19 protein-coding genes are annotated in these 17,817 nt (G+C 68.3%); 6 read left to right on the top strand and 13 right to left on the bottom strand.

The window, feature by feature from the left end:
* Positions 1 to 188 precede the first annotated feature (188 nt).
* From lnt to AB0M14_RS17500, 6 genes are all read right to left on the bottom strand, one after another.
* On the bottom strand, positions 189 to 1,871 hold the full coding sequence (gene lnt, locus AB0M14_RS17525; RefSeq protein WP_364995868.1) for an apolipoprotein N-acyltransferase: 1,683 nt from the start codon (positions 1,869 to 1,871) through the stop codon (positions 189 to 191).
* Between the two features lie 716 nt (positions 1,872 to 2,587).
* Entirely contained in the window at positions 2,588 to 4,186 is a 1,599-nt protein-coding gene (locus AB0M14_RS17520) for an amidohydrolase family protein (protein WP_364995519.1), read from the bottom strand.
* 214 nt (positions 4,187 to 4,400) lie between these two features.
* Positions 4,401 to 4,976 (bottom strand): Uma2 family endonuclease, encoded by a 576-nt coding sequence (locus AB0M14_RS17515; RefSeq protein ID WP_364995516.1) that lies wholly within the window; start codon positions 4,974 to 4,976, stop codon positions 4,401 to 4,403.
* Positions 4,977 to 5,043: 67 nt separating this feature from the next.
* The gene (locus tag AB0M14_RS17510; protein WP_364995513.1) at positions 5,044 to 5,547 is read right to left on the bottom strand and encodes an FxsA family protein; all 504 of its coding nucleotides are present in this window, start codon (positions 5,545 to 5,547) and stop codon (positions 5,044 to 5,046) included.
* Positions 5,548 to 5,640: 93 nt separating this feature from the next.
* Positions 5,641 to 6,297, bottom strand: a complete 657-nt coding sequence (locus AB0M14_RS17505) for a response regulator transcription factor (protein ID WP_364995510.1) — start codon at positions 6,295 to 6,297, stop codon at positions 5,641 to 5,643.
* Between the two features lie 26 nt (positions 6,298 to 6,323).
* Complete coding sequence (locus AB0M14_RS17500) at positions 6,324 to 7,502, bottom strand: histidine kinase (protein WP_364995507.1); 1,179 nt, start codon at positions 7,500 to 7,502, stop codon at positions 6,324 to 6,326.
* Between the two features lie 78 nt (positions 7,503 to 7,580).
* On the opposite strand from AB0M14_RS17500, the gene AB0M14_RS17495 reads away from it, so the two are divergent.
* Positions 7,581 to 8,348 (top strand): TSUP family transporter, encoded by a 768-nt coding sequence (locus tag AB0M14_RS17495; RefSeq protein ID WP_364995867.1) that lies wholly within the window; start codon positions 7,581 to 7,583, stop codon positions 8,346 to 8,348.
* A 13-nt stretch (positions 8,349 to 8,361) separates the two neighbouring features.
* Here AB0M14_RS17495 and AB0M14_RS17490 read toward each other — a convergent pair whose 3' ends face one another.
* A complete protein-coding gene (locus AB0M14_RS17490) occupies positions 8,362 to 9,012 on the bottom strand; it encodes a helix-turn-helix domain-containing protein (protein ID WP_364995505.1) in 651 nt (216 codons plus the stop codon).
* A gap of 124 nt (positions 9,013 to 9,136) precedes the next feature.
* On the opposite strand from AB0M14_RS17490, the gene AB0M14_RS17485 reads away from it, so the two are divergent.
* The gene (locus AB0M14_RS17485) at positions 9,137 to 10,654 is read left to right on the top strand and encodes a TldD/PmbA family protein (RefSeq protein ID WP_364995502.1); all 1,518 of its coding nucleotides are present in this window, start codon (positions 9,137 to 9,139) and stop codon (positions 10,652 to 10,654) included.
* A complete protein-coding gene (locus AB0M14_RS17480) occupies positions 10,651 to 12,063 on the top strand; it encodes a TldD/PmbA family protein (protein ID WP_364995500.1) in 1,413 nt (470 codons plus the stop codon). Before AB0M14_RS17485 ends, AB0M14_RS17480 begins: the two co-directional genes overlap by 4 nt.
* On the opposite strand, the gene AB0M14_RS17475 is transcribed toward AB0M14_RS17480, so the two are convergent.
* The 3 genes from AB0M14_RS17475 to AB0M14_RS17465 form a co-directional block, all read right to left on the bottom strand.
* The gene (locus AB0M14_RS17475; RefSeq protein ID WP_364995497.1) at positions 12,060 to 12,485 is read right to left on the bottom strand and encodes a DUF4333 domain-containing protein; all 426 of its coding nucleotides are present in this window, start codon (positions 12,483 to 12,485) and stop codon (positions 12,060 to 12,062) included. The genes AB0M14_RS17480 and AB0M14_RS17475 overlap by 4 nt on opposite strands.
* Positions 12,486 to 12,738: 253 nt before the next feature.
* The gene (locus tag AB0M14_RS17470; RefSeq protein ID WP_364995495.1) at positions 12,739 to 13,122 is read right to left on the bottom strand and encodes a PPOX class F420-dependent oxidoreductase; all 384 of its coding nucleotides are present in this window, start codon (positions 13,120 to 13,122) and stop codon (positions 12,739 to 12,741) included.
* 34 nt (positions 13,123 to 13,156) lie between these two features.
* Positions 13,157 to 13,705 (bottom strand): PadR family transcriptional regulator, encoded by a 549-nt coding sequence (locus AB0M14_RS17465; protein WP_364995493.1) that lies wholly within the window; start codon positions 13,703 to 13,705, stop codon positions 13,157 to 13,159.
* Positions 13,706 to 13,813: 108 nt separating this feature from the next.
* Here AB0M14_RS17465 and AB0M14_RS17460 point away from each other — a divergent pair, with 108 nt between their 5' ends.
* Positions 13,814 to 14,527, top strand: a complete 714-nt coding sequence (locus AB0M14_RS17460) for a glyoxalase (protein WP_364995491.1) — start codon at positions 13,814 to 13,816, stop codon at positions 14,525 to 14,527.
* Between the two features lie 123 nt (positions 14,528 to 14,650).
* On the top strand, positions 14,651 to 14,950 hold the full coding sequence (locus AB0M14_RS17455; protein WP_364995488.1) for a hypothetical protein: 300 nt from the start codon (positions 14,651 to 14,653) through the stop codon (positions 14,948 to 14,950).
* A gap of 52 nt (positions 14,951 to 15,002) precedes the next feature.
* Here the strand turns inward: AB0M14_RS17455 and map are convergent, their stop codons facing one another.
* Positions 15,003 to 15,770 carry a type I methionyl aminopeptidase gene (gene map, locus AB0M14_RS17450; RefSeq protein ID WP_364995865.1) on the bottom strand — a complete coding sequence of 256 codons (768 nt, stop codon included), beginning with the start codon at positions 15,768 to 15,770 and terminating at the stop codon, positions 15,003 to 15,005.
* Between the two features lie 82 nt (positions 15,771 to 15,852).
* Between map and AB0M14_RS17445 the strand changes: the two genes are divergently transcribed.
* A complete protein-coding gene (locus AB0M14_RS17445; RefSeq protein ID WP_364995485.1) occupies positions 15,853 to 16,116 on the top strand; it encodes a helix-turn-helix transcriptional regulator in 264 nt (87 codons plus the stop codon).
* Here AB0M14_RS17445 and AB0M14_RS17440 read toward each other — a convergent pair whose 3' ends face one another.
* Positions 16,117 to 17,286: an epoxide hydrolase family protein gene (locus AB0M14_RS17440; RefSeq protein ID WP_364995482.1), complete on the bottom strand. Its 1,170-nt coding sequence runs from the start codon at positions 17,284 to 17,286 to the stop codon at positions 16,117 to 16,119.
* A 55-nt stretch (positions 17,287 to 17,341) separates the two neighbouring features.
* The gene (locus tag AB0M14_RS17435; RefSeq protein ID WP_364995479.1) at positions 17,342 to 17,698 is read right to left on the bottom strand and encodes a hypothetical protein; all 357 of its coding nucleotides are present in this window, start codon (positions 17,696 to 17,698) and stop codon (positions 17,342 to 17,344) included.
* Positions 17,699 to 17,817: the final 119 nt, after the last annotated feature.

The following is a 17,817-nucleotide window of genomic DNA, read 5'->3' as shown; positions in this document are numbered from 1 at the left end:
GCTAACTGGCCGAATTAACCGGAATACGCACCGGAAACGCCCTCATCAGGACTGCGGGAAGAACACGCTTCTGATCCTGTGGCTATGCGACGGTGAACCGCGTGCAGCGGCCCGGGGCAGGTGTCCTACAGTCACACCGGCCCCGGAAGATACCGAGTGTTCGGTTAGCGGGGGTGCTGTGCCGCACGTCAGCCGAGCGGCTTGGCGAGGGCATCCGGTGTGGTGGCGTCCGCGCCACGAGCCCGGCGACGGGCCAGCAGCGCCGCCACCACGGCAGCACCGGTGAGAATAACCGACAAATATTCGGGCAGGGGCCCGAATCGGGTAGCGAGTGTCGTGTTGTCGCGCAACGGAAGCTCGGCGACCAGCGCCGCGGGGACGAACAGCGGGGTTTGCTGTTGTACAGCGCCGTCGGCGGTGATGATCGCGCTCACGCCGGAGGTCGCGGCGACCACCAGCGCCCGGCCGTGCTCGACCGCCCGCACCCGGGACATGGCCATTTGCTGGTAGGTCATCTCGCTGTCGCCGAAGGTGGCGTTGTTGGTCGGCACCGTGAGCAGTTGCGCGCCGGCCCGCATCGAGTCCCGGAAGGCGCGGTCGAAGGCGACCTCATAACAGGTGGCCACGCCGATGTCGATGCCGTTCGCGCGCACCGTGCCGTCACCGTCGCCGGGCACGAAATAGCCTGCGCGGTCCGCGTATTCGGAGAAGAGCCGGAAGAACGAGCGCATCGGCAGGTATTCGCCGAAGGGCTGGATGATCTTCTTGTCGTGCCGGTCCGCCGGGCCCGCCGCGCCGTTCCACACCATCACCGAATTGGTGGTGGTGCGATCGGAGTTGACCAGCACCGCGCCCACCAGGATCGGCGCCTTGATCTCCTCGGACGCCCGGCTGATCAACTGGCGCGCGTCGGCATTGCGCAACGGATCGATATCGGACGAATTCTCCGGCCAGATCACGACATCCGGCTGTTTCGCGGCCCCCGCCGCGACTGCCCGGGCCAATTCCTCGGTGCGCCGGACATGGTTGTCCAGCACCGCGCGCCGCTGCTCGTTGAAATCCAGACCGAGCCGCGGCACGCTGCCCTGGATCGCGGCGACCGTGATCATCCGGTCGCCCACATCCGGGGCGGGCAGCGCGGTCCGAAGGATCACTCCGGTAATGGGCATGATAGCCAGAGTCGCTGCCGCAGCGAAAATTCCAACCCTGGAACCCCCGCTGAGCTGCGCCTTCTCGACCACCTCGAGCGCTTCCTCAGCGCTTGCCGGCTCAGCCTCCGCAGTGCGTCGTCCTGCCGCCGGGTCTCGGCCATCCGTCAGCACCCGCCACCGCACGAACAACCGACCGACCAGCGCCGCCGCCCCCGTCCCAGTGAGCGCCACGGCAAACCCCACCAGCGGCGCGCCCCCAACCATCGCCAACGGCAGAAACCACCCATCAGCCTGCCCGAAAGCCAGCCGCCCCCACGGAAACCCACCGAACGGAAAACTCGACCGCACCCACTCCGCGGTCACCCACGCCAGCGCAACCCACACCGGCCACCCCCGCAACCTCCCCAGCAGCCGCGCCAACATCCCGAACAACCCGACATACACCGCACACACCGCCGACAGCGCCAACCACGGCACCGGCCCGACATAAATCCCGGTCCAAGGCAACAACGGCAAAAAGAACCCAAGCCCGGCAATCACCCCATAGCCGAACCCCCCACGCAACTTCCCCTCCCCCCGCACCACAAGGGTCAACACCGCAACCCCCACCGGCGCAAGAAACCAAAACGGCCGCGGCGGAAAACTCCCGAACAACAACAACCCAGCAACAACCGCCCCCACCACCCGACTGCCCACCGGATACCGCCCCACCACCCCCATCACCCGCAGCACCACCGACCCACGCCCGTCACTCATCGCCCCACCCCATCCACACCGACACCGACACAACCCATCTCGCCACCCACACGGCCAAGGCCCCGAGGAACCGGCCCGCACTCACCGCTCGCGGTCAGAGGCGCCGATGACGACGACGTCCCCGCAGAGCCAACCCTCGCTCGCATACACCGGACGCACTCCACACCGACAACCGCCACGGCACAGCACTTTTCGCCAGCCGACAGACACGATCGCACAGGTGAAGTGGCAAAACCGCGCGCACACTCAGCTCCCACAGAATCCATCCGTGCTGACCGCAAGATCCGCCTCGGTGCCGTCCCTGACCGACGCAGGCCCCACCCAACGCACCCCACACCAGCTACCGCCACAACACAGCCCCTCTCGCCACTGCCACGCCCGATCGCACGGGTGAAGTAACAAAGCCGCGTGCACAGCTAGGGCCTGCGAACCCGGGCAGTGGACGATTGCGCGCGGTGGACTCCACACCCACAGTCGCTACAGCACAGGGCCTTCCGCGACCCCGCATGCCCGATCGCACAGGTGAAGCAACAAACCCGCGTGCACAGTTAGGCCCTACAGACCCAGGCAGCGGACGACCGTGATCGGTGGACTCCGCACCGGCTGTTGTTACGGCACAGCGGCTTTTGCGACTTCGCATAGGTGATTGTGTGGGTGGGGCGACTGAGCGGTGGGTGGGGTCAGGCTTCATAGATGGTGACTCCGCGGTGCACGGTGCGCAGGCAGCGTGGGAGGGGTGTGTCGGGGGTGAGGGGTGGGAGGCCGGGGACTCGGGAGCGGGGGTCGGTGGACCAGCGTTGGACGGTGTCGGTGGCGGCGGCTACTACGAGGGGGGCGGCTTGCCAGATGGCGTAGGAGGCGGGGGCGCCGGGGACCAGGGTGCCGGCGAGGCCGTCGCGGACTCCGCCTGCGCGCCAGGCGCCGCGGGTGGCGGCGGCGAAGGCGGCGCGGGGGGAGATGCCGTTGCCAGGGGTGCGGTGGTGGGCGGCGGCGCGGACGGCGGACCAGGGGTCGAGTGGGGTGACCGGGGCGTCGGATCCGATGGCGAGGGAGATGCCGGCGGCGGCCATGGCGGCGAAGGGGTTCAGGGTGGCGGCGCGGTCTTTGCCGAGGCGCGCGGCGTACATTTCGTCCGGGCCGCCCCAGGCGGCGTCGAAACCTGGTTGCACACTGGCGATTACGCCCCAGGCGCCCAGTTTCGCGATGTGGTCGGCGTCGAGCATCTCGGCGTGTTCGATGCGGTGTCCGCGCGCGGCCACGGCGGGGCCGCCCAGTGCGTCCACCACCTGTTCGAAACCGGCGACTACCGCGTCCATGGCGGCGTCGCCGATGACGTGGAATCCGGCCTGGATCCCGGCCTCGGTGCACGCCCGCACATGTGCGGCGACCGCGTCCGCGTCGAGGTAGGAGCGTCCGGTGCTGTCGTCGTCGGCGTACGGTGCGCGCAACCACGCGGTGTGCGAACCGAGCGACCCGTCCACGAACAGGTCACCGGCCAGCCCGTGCACCCCGAGCTCCTGCACCAGCGCCTTCGCCTCCTCGGCGCTGCGCACGGCCGCACCCCAGTAGGCGCGCACTTCGACGCCGTGCTCGAACTCCAGCAACTCCTGCATGTCTGTGCACCCCGCGATATCCGGCCCACCGCACTCGTGCACCGCCACGACACCCTGCGCCGCCGCCGCGTCCAAAGCCGCCTTGCGCGCTGAATCCCGTTGCGCCCGAGTCAATCCCGCCAGCGCCGCGGCGCGCACCAGGTGGTGCGCGTCGGCCCGCACCGGCTCGCCCGCCCGGTAACCGGTCGCCGAAGTCACCTCCGGGACCTCGGCCAGCAGCGCCGACGACGCCAGCGCCGAATGTCCGTCCACCCGAGCCAGATACACCTGCCGATCGGCCCCGGCGGCCGCGTCGAGCTCCGCTACCGTCGGCGCCCGCCCGCCCGCCCAGCGAGTCTCATCCCACCCGTCACCCAGAATCGAGCCCTCGGGATGCGCCGCGGCATAGTCGCGAACCAGCGCCAGGCACTGCTCGAGCGATTGCGCCCCCGCCAGATCGAGCCCGGTCAACTTCAACCCCAGCGCCGTCACATGCACATGCGGATCCACGAACCCCGGCGCCACGAACGCACCGTCGAGCTGAATGACCTCCGCGTCCGGATGCAACGCCAGCCCCGGCTTGTCGGCCCCCAGCCACACCACCATCCCATCGGTGACCGCCATAGCGGTCGCGTCCGGAGCGCTGGAGCTGTAAATCCGACCACCGATCAGCAACTGGGTACCCACGAGTGACCAGTCTGCCGTATCCCCCCACCACCCCCGCACGCCCCACACGCCGATATGCCGCACCCCACACCAGCAGGGCCCGTCAGAGAGTGATTGTGCAACCGGCGATCTGCACCCAGTCCATGAATTCGTCGTGCACCACCAATGCGAGCCCTCTGTTTCCTGCCGCTGGCGATCACAAAGTTGCTATGCCGCAGAACATGCCGGTCGCGTGTCAGCCATCGCCGTACCGGGGCAGACACCCGCTGTCGAGGTCGAACCCGAATGGTTCGGGCAATGTGATCGCGTCCCCGTAAACTCCATCGAGTTTGCCGTGGTACGCACCGTCTTTGGGGTGCGTAAACAGCGTCCACATGCCATGCCTGGGGTCCACCACCAGCAGTATCTTGACGCCCGCGGCGGCGTACCACCCGTTCTTGTCCGTGATCTGCCGTGCCTTCTCCGACTTCGAAATCACCTCGACCGCAAGTTCGGCATCCGCCGGATCGGCCAGCCATTCGTCGTCGTCGTCCCAGGATTCGGGGAGGACGATCAGGTCGGGAGTGCAGTAATCGTCGTCGTCATCCGGCATCGGGATAGAGCTGTTCTCATACGAGGCCAGCCCCTGCGGGATTCTTGGCTCCAATTGATGCCGCAGCCGCCGGATCGTGCCCGCATGTTTGCCGCGCGGGGTCGGTGACATCACGAGCTTCCCTCCCAAGATCTGCACACGCAGGCCCGTCGCAGACTCGATCTGTTCCGCGACGGCGCGCAGATTTCCCGGGCGCGGGTGCATGACGGGGACGCTCACGGACGATAACTCCAACCCTTGCGAACGGCTGAGCCTCAAAGATATCGCAGAACGGCGCTCGGACGCCTCACACCGCCGGGTCGATGATGCGGTGGGCGCTGCCCTTGCCGTCCTCATACCACTGCTGGACGACGACGCCGTCGATGACTTCGCCGCGGTCGACGACCTCCTCGCCGTCGATGACGATGCCGCGGTACGGCATCTGGGCGCGCAACTTCTCGACTCGGCGGTCGGCGACGGAGCGGACCAGGGGGCGCACCAGGAAACGGGTGGGCGGGAGTAGGAAGAGGAGGCCGATCAGGCCGGTGACCAGGCCGGGGATGAACATGAGGAGGCCGCCGGCGGCGACCAGGGTGGCGTCGGCCACGGCCGTGCCGGGGGTGATCTCGCCCGCGCGGGCGCGGCGGAACTGGTCGAAGACGCGGCGGCCCTGGGAGCCGATCAGCAGCATGCCGAGGGCGGAGACCGCGATGAGCGCGAGGATCGCGGGGACGATGCCGAAGAGTTGACCGACGGCGACGAGGGCGGCTAGTTCGATGACGGCGTACAGGAAGAAGATCAGGGCGGGCATTGCGATCCTTTCGGACGATCTACCTAGGTCAACGTCCGGACGGAGGGGATTTCTCCCTCTCGGCCTGGGAAGGCCCTGAGATTTCGCGCACCCTCAGCCGCCGGGCCGGACCAGGCCGGTCTCATAGGCCAGCACCACGGCCTGCACCCGGTCGCGCAGCCCGAGCTTGGTGAGCACCCGGCCGACGTGGGTTTTCACCGTGGCCTCGGAGAGGAACAACTGCTCGGCGATCTCGGCGTTGGAGCGCCCGGCGGCGATCTGCTCGAGCACTTCGCGTTCGCGGGCGGTGAGCACGTCCAGGACCGCCGGGTCGCGCATACCGTCGGGTTCTTCGGCGATCAGGCGGTCCAGCAGACGCTTGGTCACCTTCGGGGAGACCACCGCGTCACCGGCGGCGACGCTGCGGATCGCGGAGATCAGGTCCTCGGGCGGAGTGTCCTTGAGCAGGAAGCCGCTGGCGCCGGCGCGCAGCGCGCCCAGCGCGTGCTCGTCGAGGTCGAAGGTGGTCATCACGAGCACCTTGCTGTGCCCCGCCTCGACGATCTGCCCGGTGGCGGTGACACCGTCGACGACCGGCATCCGCACGTCCATGAGCACCACGTCGGGCCGCAGTTCCCGGGCCCGCGAGACGGCGGCGGCGCCGTTCTCCGCCTCACCCACCACTTCCAGGTCGGGGTGGGCGCCGAGCACCATCTTCAGGCCCATGCGCATCAATTCCTGGTCGTCGACGACGAGAACGGTGATCGGCACGCTCTCAATCTATCGGCACAGCAGACCTATTCGGTGCGTCCGGGGGTGAGCGGAATGGTGGCGTGCACTCGCCACTTGCCGTCGGGGACGCGGCCGGTCTCCAGCGTGCCGCCCAGCACCGCGATGCGTTCGCGCATACCGAGCAGCCCCAGCCCGCTGCCCTCGATCGGATTCGCCGGCGGTCCGTGCACCGGCGTGCCGCCGGAATCGGTGACCTCCACCAGCACGTCGGACTCGCGCCGCTGCACCCGCACCCAGGCCTTGGGGTGCGCGCCCGCGTGCCGCAGCGTGTTGGTCAGCGACTCCTGAATGATCCGGTGCACACCGAGACTGACCTCCGGCGCGATGCCGTCGATCCGGCCGGTCAGTTCCAGGTCGACCGCCAGTCCGGTGCCGCGCATCATGTCCACCATGGCGGCGATGCCCGCGGTGCCGTGCTGCGGCAGCTGATCGGGCGCGTGCTCGGTGCGCAGCAGCGCCACGGTGCGGCGCAGTTCCCGCAACGCCTCGCGGCCGGTCGCGGAGATGGTGGTGAGCGCTTGTTCCGCGGTGTCCGGATCGCGGCGCAGCGCGTATTTCGCGCCGTCGGCCTGCACGATGATCACGCTCACCGCGTGCGCGACGACGTCGTGCAGTTCCCGGGCGATACGGGTGCGTTCCCGCGAGACCGCCTCGTGGGTGCGGCGTTCCCGGTCGTAGTCGGCGACCGCGAGCCGCGCCGCCACCTCGGCGTCGTAGGCGTGGCGCGCGCCGTTGAACTCGGCGAGGGTCCAGCACAGCGCGTAATACATGCCGATGGCCCAGCTGGTGGTCAGGACCGGCTGGTCCAGCAGCGCGATCGACAGCACGGTGTCGAGGATCAGTCCGGCCAGCAGCAGCAGTCCTTCGCGCCGGCCGACGTAGGCGACCAGCGTGTAGAGCATGATGCCGAGCGCGATCAGCGCCGGATGCACGGCCATGTCGTCGAGCAGATACCCGAGCACGGTCGTGGCGATGGAGAACCCGAACAAGGTGGCCGCCATCGCCCGCGGATAGATCCGGCGCAGCGCGACCGGCAACGGCAACAGTCCGCTCAGCACCAGATAGACGATCGGATGCTTGCTCTCGCCGATACCGGCGACGATGTCGATCACCAGCAGCCCGAACGCCAGGATCGAGTCGGCGACGACGGGCTTGCCTCGAAGCCACAGACTGAACCGGCGCATGGGGTTCAGCGTAGGTGGCCGCGCTGGTACTGGACCCACCGTGCGGACAAACATGGGATGTCTGATTGGCTTGCGGGCGTGGATCTTGGAGACTGGGCGGCGCTGCTGGCGGCCGCGACGGCCGCGGGCTGGGTGGACGCGGTGGTCGGCGGCGGCGGTTTGATCATCCTGCCGACCCTGTTGCTGGTGGCGCCCACCATCGCGCCGCAGACCGCGCTCGGCACCAACAAGATGGCCGCCGTAGCCGGGACCGCCGCCTCGGTCGCGACCTTCGCGCGCAAGGTGCCGATCCAGTGGCGCTTGATGGTGCCCGCCGCCGTGCTCGCCGCGATCACCGCCGCGGCCGGCGCGGCCGCCGTCTCGCTGATCGATCGCGACCTCTTCATCCCGATCGTGCTGGTGGTCCTGGTCGGCGTGGCGCTGTTCGTCACCTTCCGGCCCTCGATCGGCGTCACCATGGCCACGCACCCGCCGACCCGCCGCAAGGTTCTGCTGGTGGTCGCGCTGGCCGCGGGCCTGATCGGCCTCTACGACGGCCTCATCGGCCCCGGCACCGGCACCTTCCTGATCATCACCTTCGCCACCCTGCTCGGCACCGAGTTCGTCCGGGCCGCCGCGATGGCGAAGGTGATCAACTGCGGGTCCAACGTGGGCGCGCTGCTCTATTTCGGGTTGACCGGCCATATCTTGGTCGCGCTCGGCGCGGCCATGGCGGTCGCCAATATCGCGGGCGCGGTTCTCGGCTCGCACATGGCCTTGCGTAACGGCGCCAAGTTCGTGCGCGTCGTTCTCCTGGTGGTGGTCGTCGCTATGGTGGCCCGGCTCGGCTGGCAGCAGTTCAGCTGAGCCGCAACCGGTTTCAGCCGACCGGTTCCGGCGCCTTGGTCGAGGCCAGCCACGGTTTCAGCACCTGCGAGGTCGTCTCGTGGATGCGCCGGTGCAGGCGTTCGCCATCTTCCGGGGTCGAATGCGGTTGTTGGAACAGCACTGTCAGCGCACCCGACACCGCACCCACGACCGCGCCGACCAGGGCGGCGGCGCCGACCTCGTCGAGCTCGTCCGGGAACGCGGCGTGCAGCTGCCGGCCGATCTCCCGCTGCGCCACCAGTTGCGCGTGCGCGGCGCGCCCGCTCACCGCGGGCACGGTGCGCGAAACCTGGGCGCGCACAGCGGCGATGCGGGCATTGAGATCGTCGACAAGGTGCTCACCGGGATTGTCGCCCGCCGCCCGCAACGCGCGTAGCAATACCTCGACCGGCCGTTCGCCCGGACGGCGGGAGCCGATGGCGGCGACCGCGGCCCGGACCCGTTCGTCGGGTTCGGGGAAGAGCAACTCTTCCTTGCTGGCGAAGTAGTTGAAGAAGGTGCGGGTGCCTACTTCGGCGGCGGCAGCGACGTCGGCCACTGTCGTTTCCTCGTAACCTCTTTCCTCGAAAAGCTCGACAGCGGCTTCGAGGAGAGCGCGGCGGGTACGTTCCCGTTTACGGTCGCGGAGGGCGGATGGTGGCACGCGGGCACAGTACGTCATATGGCGCTCTCGATAGTGTAACCACGGGTTTCCCGCGCGCCGCGCGATCTTGAAATGCCGGTCCTTCAGTCTCTCAGGGCAATTCATCGGGTGTAGCGTTACCAGGGTGACTTCCGGAGTAGACGCCGAATTTCTTGCGCTACCGCTCTCGACGCTCGCCGACGCCGCGCTGTCCACCGCGCGAGTGCTGGGCGCCCAGCACGCCGATCTGCGGGTGCATCGTCTGGTGACGCAATCGATCCGAATACGGGACGGCCGCGTCGAGGCGATCAGCAATTCCACCGATCTCGGCCTCGCGGTCCGCGTGATCGTCGACGGAACTTGGGGATTCGCCTCGGCCGCCGCGCTCACCCCCGACACCGCCGCCGAGGTCGCGCAGCGAGCCGTCACCGTCGCCAAGACCTTGCGCGCCCTCAATCGGGAGAAGGTCGAGCTCGCCGACGAACCCCGCTACGCCGACGCGCACTGGGTCTCGGCCTACGAGCTGGACCCGTTCGCGATCCCGACCACCGACAAAGTCGATGTGCTCCAGGACTATTCGGGCCGCCTCTCGGCCGCCGACGGCGTCGATCACGTGACCGCGTCGGTGCTCCAGGTCAAGGAGCAGGTCTTCTACGCCGACACCGCCGGCTCCTCGATCACCCAGCAGCGGGTGCGCCTGCATCCGGTGCTGGAGGCGATCACCGTCGACTCCGCCTCGGGCGTCTTCGAATCCATGCGTACCCTGGCCGCCCCGGCCGGACGCGGCTGGGAGTACGTCACCGGGGCCGACGGGATCTGGGACTGGGACGCCGAACTCGCGCAGATCCCGGCTTGGCTGGCGGAGAAGGTGAAGGCGCCCAGCGTCACCGCGGGCCCGGCCGATCTCGTCATCGATCCGACCAACCTGTGGCTGACCATCCACGAATCCATCGGTCACGCCACCGAGTACGACCGCGCCATCGGCTACGAATCCGCCTACGCCGGAACCTCGTTCGCCACCCCGGACCAGCTCGGGACCCTGAAATACGGCACCCCGATCATGCATGTCACCGGCGATCGCACCCAGACCCACGGCCTGGCCACCGTCGGCTACGACGACGAGGGCGTGGCCGGGCAGCGCTGGGATCTGGTGCGCGACGGCATCCTCGTCGGCTATCAGCTGGACCGGGTGTTCGCCCCGCGCCTGGGCCTGGACCGCTCCAACGGCTGCTCCTATGCCGATTCACCGCACCACGTGCCGATCCAGCGGATGGCCAACGTCTCGCTGCAACCGGACCCGGAACGCGACACCAGCACCGCGGAGCTCATCTCCCGGGTCCAGGACGGCATCTACATCGTCGGCGACAAATCCTGGTCGATCGACATGCAGCGCTACAACTTCCAGTTCACCGGGCAGCGGTTCTTCCGGATCCGCGACGGCGAGCTGGACGGTCAGCTGCGCGATGTCGCCTACCAGGCGACCACCACCGACTTCTGGGGTTCGATGGAGGCGGTCGGCGGACCGTCGACCTGGCAGCTGGGCGGCGCGTTCAACTGCGGCAAGGCCCAGCCCGGTCAGGTGGCGGCGGTCAGCCACGGCTGCCCGTCGGTCCTGGTGCGCGGCGTCAATATTCTCAACACCCGAAATGAGGCGGGATCGTGACCGCGACAACGGTTTTGGCTGCTCCGGAGGTCGTCGAGCAGGCGTTGCGCCTGTCCCAGGCGGACGAGGCCATCGTCATCGTCACCGACGCGCACGAGGCATCGCTGCGGTGGGCCGGGAATTCCATGACCACCAACGGGTCTTCGGTGTCCCGGGCCTGGGCGGTCGTGTCGATCTTCCGCGCGGGGCCGAACGACGCGCGAGTCGGCAGCATCAGCTCGACCAGCGTGAACGCCGACGAGATCGCGGCCGTGGTGCGCGCCAGCGAGGAGGCGGCCCGCACCGCCGAACCGGCGAAAGACGCTATGCCCCTGCTGGATCCGGATTCCTTGCGCCCGGACAGCCCGGATTGGGACCTGCCCTGGGACGGCGCCCCCGCCAGCACCGACATCACCGTCTTCGAGGGCGTGGCCCGCGATCTCGCGATCGGTTTCGACGGCACGGACAAGCTCTACGGCTTCGCGCACCACCAGGTGCAGTCCACCTGGCTGGGCACCTCCACCGGCGTGCGCCGGCGCTGGATCCAGCCGACCGGTTCGATCGAGATCAACGGAAAGCGCGGCGCGGGAGCGGATCTGGCGAGCGCCTGGGTCGGCGCCGGCACCCAGGATTTCGCCGACGTGGATGTCCCCGGCCTGCTGCGCGAGCTGTCCCGCCGCCTGGATTGGTCCAAGCGCCGCGTCGACCTGCCCGCCGGACGCTACGAAACCCTGCTGCCGCCCTCGGCGGTCGCCGATCTGATGATCTACCTGAACTGGACCATGGAGGGCCGTGGCGCGCACGAGGGCCACACCGCCTTCGCCCGGCCGGGCGGCACGCGCATCGGCGAGCGGCTCACCGGCATTCCGCTCACCCTCTACTCCGATCCGACGGCCGAAGGGCTGGAGTACATTCCGTTCGTCGCGACCGCCGCGTCCTCGGAGTCGGTGTCGGTCTTCGACAACGGCCTGACCGCCGAGCGGGTGGACTGGCTGCGCGAGGGCGTCATCCAGTCGCTGGTGTATCCGCGCGCGACCGCCGCCGAATTCGGCGCGCCCGTCACGATTCCCGGCGAGAACCTGCTGATGACCGGCGGGGCGGACACCTCCCTGGCGGACATGATCGCCCGCACCGAACGTGGCCTGCTACTGACCTGCCTGTGGTACATCCGCGAGGTCGATCCGGCCACCCTGCTGCTGACCGGGCTCACCCGGGACGGCGTGTATCTGGTGGAGAACGGCGAGGTGACTGCGGCGGTGAACAACTTCCGGTTCAACGAGAGCCCGCTGGACCTGTTGCGCCGAGTCAGCGAAGCGGGCCGCACCGAGGTCACGCTGCCCCGCGAGTGGAAGGACTGGTTCACCCGGACGGCCATGCCGCCGTTGCGGATTCCCGACTTCCATATGTCTTCGGTTAGTCAAGCGACCTAATGCGGGCGTGACACTTCGTAGGTACCGTCGTGGTCGGTGACAGTGACCGCGACGGTCTTCTTCATGCCGTCGATCTTGACGCTGCATTCGTAGCTGCTGTCCACGACCACCGGCATCTCGGCGGGGCATTTGATGTCCTTGACCGCGGCCAGGCCGTAGGACTCGCCCAGCACCTGGGCGACGCCGCGCTGCACGGCCGCCGGATCGAGATTGTCCGGCACGGCGGGTGCGGCCTTGGCCACCGTGGTGGTCGGCAACGCGCCGATCGGCGCGACCGCGGCCGGCGCCTGGACGGCGGCGGCGGGCGTGGGTTTCATTGCGGGCGCGTCGTTCTCGCGAATATTGACCACGATGAGTCCGCCGATCACACCGGCGATCGCGATCGCGACGGCGGCGACCACGCCGGCGATGATGACGGGCACCCAGCCATTGTGGTCGGGGCCGTGGCCAGGCTCTTCGGGTTGAGCGATCGGGTACGGGCGCGAAGCATTCGGCCGTCTGGTCGGTGCGGTCATTCAGTCCCTCCCTTTACTGGGGCAGTATCAATTCGGCGTCTTCGGGGCCCGTGGACCACCCCCATGCGAGAGGGAGGATAGCCGAGCGCGTGCGGGTGCGCCGCGAGTCGTACCGATTCGGCCGGCCCGACTTGCCCGGCGCGCGCCGAACGGCGAGTGATCAAGGGGCGGGGGTGATCTCGAGGCCGATCGTGCCCGCCTTCCCGCGGCGCAGGTTGCTGCCCAGAATGATGAGCGGGCCGAGAATGAAGTACTTCTTCTTCAACAACTTGCGCACGTGCTCGGTACCCGCCGCGTCGAGTACCCGCCCGGTGCCTTCGACGACCGCGCCGTGCGGTTTGCCGCTGGGGCTGCACGGCTGCAGGGTGACGGCGGGATTGCGACGCAGTCGCTTCACTTTCCAGCTGTCGGTGACCGTCCAGACATAGAGCTTGCCCTCCGAGGCCACGGCCCAGACCGCGGTGCCGACCGGAGTGCCGTCCTTGCGGAAGGTGGTCAGCAGTACGTAGTCGGCTTTACCGACAGCACCCAGGGTGTTCGTCATGTGGTCAGCCTACTGGGCCGCCGATCTTGTTGCCTCAGTCGGCTGTTCGATACTCCCCGGCCTCCAGGCGTTCCAGCAGCCCGGCGGTCCAGCCGGTGAGGTTCGCGAAGACGCCGCTCCAGAGTTCGAGCAGATCGGGGGCGTGCGGCGGCTCGTGGCGGGCCGGGAATTCCGGGATCATCCGGAGCAGTTCGTCGCGCACCTGAGCGCTGTTGCGCTGCTGTTCGCGCAGTTTCGCGACGATGTGCGCGCGCGGCAGCGCGTCCATGAACGCGATGGCGGCACCGAGTTCCTCCATGTCGATGCTGACCAGGGCGACGTCCATCAGCCTGCGGAACTCCGCCTCGCCCGCGCCGGTCAGTTCGAACAGGGTGCGGCCGGGGCCTTCGGCGCTGTTCTCGGTCCCGACGGTTTGCAGCTTTCCCTCCGCGGTGAGCTGTTTGAGGGCGTGATAGATCGAGCCCGGTTTCACGTTGGTCCAGGTTTCGGCGCGCCAGGACAGCAGTTCACGGCGCACGGCGTAACCGTGGGTGGGTTGCTGCCGTCGGATGACGCCCAGCACCAGCAGACGCACAGCGGGCATGTTCGGCTCCTTTGCTCGCGTCTCATACTACTCAAATTTGACTTCCAGCCGATTCGCACCCTAGCCTGGAGTAGTCAAACTTGATTAGTCTCGATTTGAGGAGAGATCATGGCCGACTATCCCGTCCCGGTGCTGTGGAGCGGATCGGCGGAGGAAACCCTCGACTTCTACAAAACCCTCGGATACACCATCACCTCGTCCCAGACCCGGCCCTACGTGTACATCGCGGCCGAGCGCAATGGCTGCCCGCTGCATTTCACCGCGATGCCGGACGGCCTGACGCCCCCGTTCGAGGGGGTCGGTTGCCTGATCATGGTCGACGACGTGGCCGCTCAGCACCGCGATTTCACCGAACGACTGCGGGTGTTCTACGGCAAGATTCCCTCGAAGGGCTACCCCCGGATCACCCGGTTCCGGCCGGGCCAGAGCCGTTTCACCGTGGTCGATCCGCACGGCAACTGGCTGCTGTTCATCCAGCGCGACGAGCCCGAGGAGCTGGAGTACGGCGGGTCCGCCGACCTGGAGAATCTGGCGAAGGTGCTCGACAATGCCCGCATCCTGCGGGACTTCAAGACCGACGACCGGGCCGCCGCCCGGGTGCTCGAGGTCGGACTGCGCCGATTCGCCGTCGAATCCGAGCCGGTGGATCGCGGCCGCGCACTGGCCATGCTCGCGGAATTGGCTGTCGCCCAGGGCGATTCGGACAGCGCGGCGAAGTACCGGGCCCAGGTGCGTGAGCTCGACCTGTCCGCGGCGGATCGCGCGGTCGTGGCGGAAGAACTCCAGGCCGGCACCGACCTGGAGCGGTGGTTGTCCGACTGATGCCACCTCGGGGCGGAAATCCGCCACCAGGGGTGGGCTGAGCCACCCCCGGGGTCACTGTTGCGCCACTGACTCAGCTGCGACGTTTATGGGGTCAGATCACACCCTTCCAAGGAGGCTCCCATGGCAGTCCAGTTCGCGACCAGTTCGATCACCGTTCCCTCCGGGACCGGCCGTCGCACTCTTCAGGGCAGCGTCACGTTCAACGCAACCGTGTTGCGGGCAGGCGTGGCGCTCAACGGTTTCAAGCTCGACTTCGACAGCGACGATCACCACATCAATGTCGTGGAGGCCGACACCGATATTGTCGCGATCAGCGGCAATACGGTGCGGTTCCAGGTCGAGTGCCACTACGCGGACAAGAACTTCGACGACAAGTACCAGGGTTATGTCAGCACCCTGGTGATCGCCGAAACCGCGTAACTCCCCCGCCGAGAACCGCGCCCGAATGCTCGGGCAGGCGCGGTTCCCGGACTCAGCCCGCCAGCGTCAGCACCCGCGGGCCGTCCTCGGTGATGGCGACGGTGTGCTCGGAGTGCGCCGTGCGCGAGCCGTCGGCGGAGCGGATCGTCCAGCCGTCCGGATCGGTGTAGATGCGGTCGGTGGTGCGCGCGAACCACGGTTCGATAGCGAGGGTCAGGCCGGGGCGCAGGGGGTAGCCGCGGCCCGGACGGCCGGCATTGGGCACGTGCGGGTCCTCGTGCATGGTGCGGCCGAGGCCGTGCCCGCCGAATTCCAGATTCACCGGATAGCCGTGCGCTTTCGCGACCGCGCCGATCGCGGCGGAGATATCGCCGATCTTGTTGCCGGGCAAGGCCACCGCGATGGCGGCCGCCAGGGCTTCCTCGGTGGCGCGGACGAGCTCGGCGTCTTCCGCCGCCGCCGTTCCGACGATGACGGTGGTCGCCGAGTCCGCGACCCAGCCGTCGATGCCGACGGCGAGATCCATGCTCAGCACGTCACCGTCGTTCAGCCGGTAGTCGTAGGGAAGTCCGTGCAGGACAGCGTCATTGACCGACAGGCAGACGGTGTTGCGGAACGGGCCGCGCCCGAAGGACGGCGCGTAATCCCAGTAGCAGGATTCCGCGCCGCGCTGCCGGATGCGTTCGCGCACATGGGCTTCCAGGTCCAGCAGATTCACTCCGACCTGCGCGCGCTCGCGCAGCTCGGCGAGCACCTCGCCCACGAACTGCCCGGTCACCCGCATCCGCTGGATCTCCTCGGGCGACTTCAAATCCACCACTGCACTCACCTCTCGTTGGTATTTTAATACCACCGTAGCGCCCTCGGTATTTTAATACCAATCGGCGTGCTAGCGTGAGCTCATGGTTCGTCTCCCGCTTTCTCCCGCCCAGATCGAGGCCGGTCGCCGACTCGGCGGGCTGCTGCGCGCGGCCCGCGGCGACCGTGACCTCACCGACGTCGCCCATGCCGCGGGCATGTCGCCGGAAACCCTTCGCAAGATCGAAACCGGCCGCCTGCCCTCCCCCGCCTTCGGCACCGTGGTGGCGTTGAGCCAGGCGCTCGACCTGCCCCTGCAGGAGCTGGCCGACACCTGGCGCTCCGCCGGTCTCGCCGAATCCGCCTGACTACCCGGCGCGGTGCTTGCGGAAGAACGCGCGCACGTCGTCGACGAACAGGCCGGGTTGTTCCATGACCGCGAAGTGGCCGCCCTCGGCGTACTCGGTGAAGTGCTCGATAAAGCCGCCGGGGTTCATCGCCGAGCGCATCACCGGGCTGGTGTTGAAGACCGCCCAGCCGGTGGGGACAGTCGACGGCGCCACCCAGTCCAGGCCGGAATTCTCGACCTCCCAGAGGAATTGGGCGGCGGTGGCGCCGCTGCGGGTGAACCAGTAGAGGCTGATCGTGGCGAGCAGGCGGTCACGATCCACCGAATCCTCCGGTGAGCGGGCCGGGTCGGTCCAGTTCTGGAACTTCTCGGCGATCCACGCCAGCTGCGCCACCGGCGAATCGGTGAGCGCGGGCCCCAGCGACTGCGGCCGATGCTGTTGCAGCACAAGGTAGCCCTTCTCCTGCGCCCATTTCGCCTGCTCGACCGCGATCAACGCCAGCTCGTCCGCGCTCAGATGCCCCGGCAACGGGAACTGCTCCCCCATCAGCCCGAGCATCCCCCGGTCGGTCACCACATGACTCGCGATCACCCGCTCCGGCAGCGTCGCCGCCAGCCGCCCGGTGATCCCCGACCCCACATCACTGCCCTGCGTCGCGAACCGCTCGTACCCGAGCCGCGTCATGAGCTCGGCGAACGCCTCGGTGGTCCGCTTCATCTCCCACCCGATCTCGGCCAGCGGCGTCGAGAACCCGAACCCCGGCAGCGACGGAATCACCACATGGAACGCGTCCGCCGCGTCCCCGCCGTAGGACCGCGGATCGGTCAGCGGCCCGATCACATCCAGGAACTCCACCACCGAACTCGGATACCCGTGCACCAGCAGCAACGGCACCGCGGTCGGCTCCGCCGACCGCACATGGAAGAAGTGCATCGGCTGCCCGTCGATCTCGGTCATGAACTGCGGGAAGGCATTCAACGCCGCCTCCTGCTTCCGCCAATCGAACGCCCCGCCCCAATACTCGGCCAGCTCTTGCAGATACCCGCCGGGAATCCCCCGGCTCCAATCGTTTTCGGTCCCAGCCGGCAACACCGGCCACCGCGTCGCCCCCAACCGCTGCCGCAACTCGTCGATCTCGGCCTGCGGAATCTCGATCTGGAAGGGACGGATCTGCGCTGTGTTCGTCATGAACACCACTCTCCGCGCCAATGCGGAAGACTTCCTTCCGCATTCCGGAAAACTTTTAGCGGCCCGCGGTGGTGCCGCCGATGGCGAGGTACATCGTCATGAGGACGAAGAGGAACCAGCCGGCGCCCTGCCAGATGACCCAGTTCTTGCCGCGGCGCCAGGCCAGGTAGGTCAGGACGAAGGCGCCGAGGCCGCCGAGGAGCAGGATCGCGCCGGGGGCGAAGACGACGGCGACGACCGAGGTGGTGTCGCAGAGGACGATGTCGGCGCCGGAGCAGCGGGCCCGGGCCGCGGCCCACCAGAAGGTCAGGGCCGCGACCAAGGCTGTGAGGGCGAGGATCGCGAGGGTGTAGGTCGCGGCGCGGCGGTAGGTGCCGTCGTCGGAGAATCGCTTTTCGACGTCGTTGACCATGTTGTCCGCCCTCCTCGCGATGGATCGGAGCCGTCGGTGTCCATCATGCCGCTTTCCGGGCTCGCGCTCAGCGACCACGACGTGAGCGGCGGGTTCGCGATTGCGGAACAAACCCTTCC

It is taken from the genome of Nocardia sp. NPDC051832 (genome assembly GCF_040681285.1).
Taxonomy (GTDB): domain Bacteria; phylum Actinomycetota; class Actinomycetes; order Mycobacteriales; family Mycobacteriaceae; genus Nocardia.
This window is presented reverse-complemented; position numbering and strand designations above follow the sequence as displayed.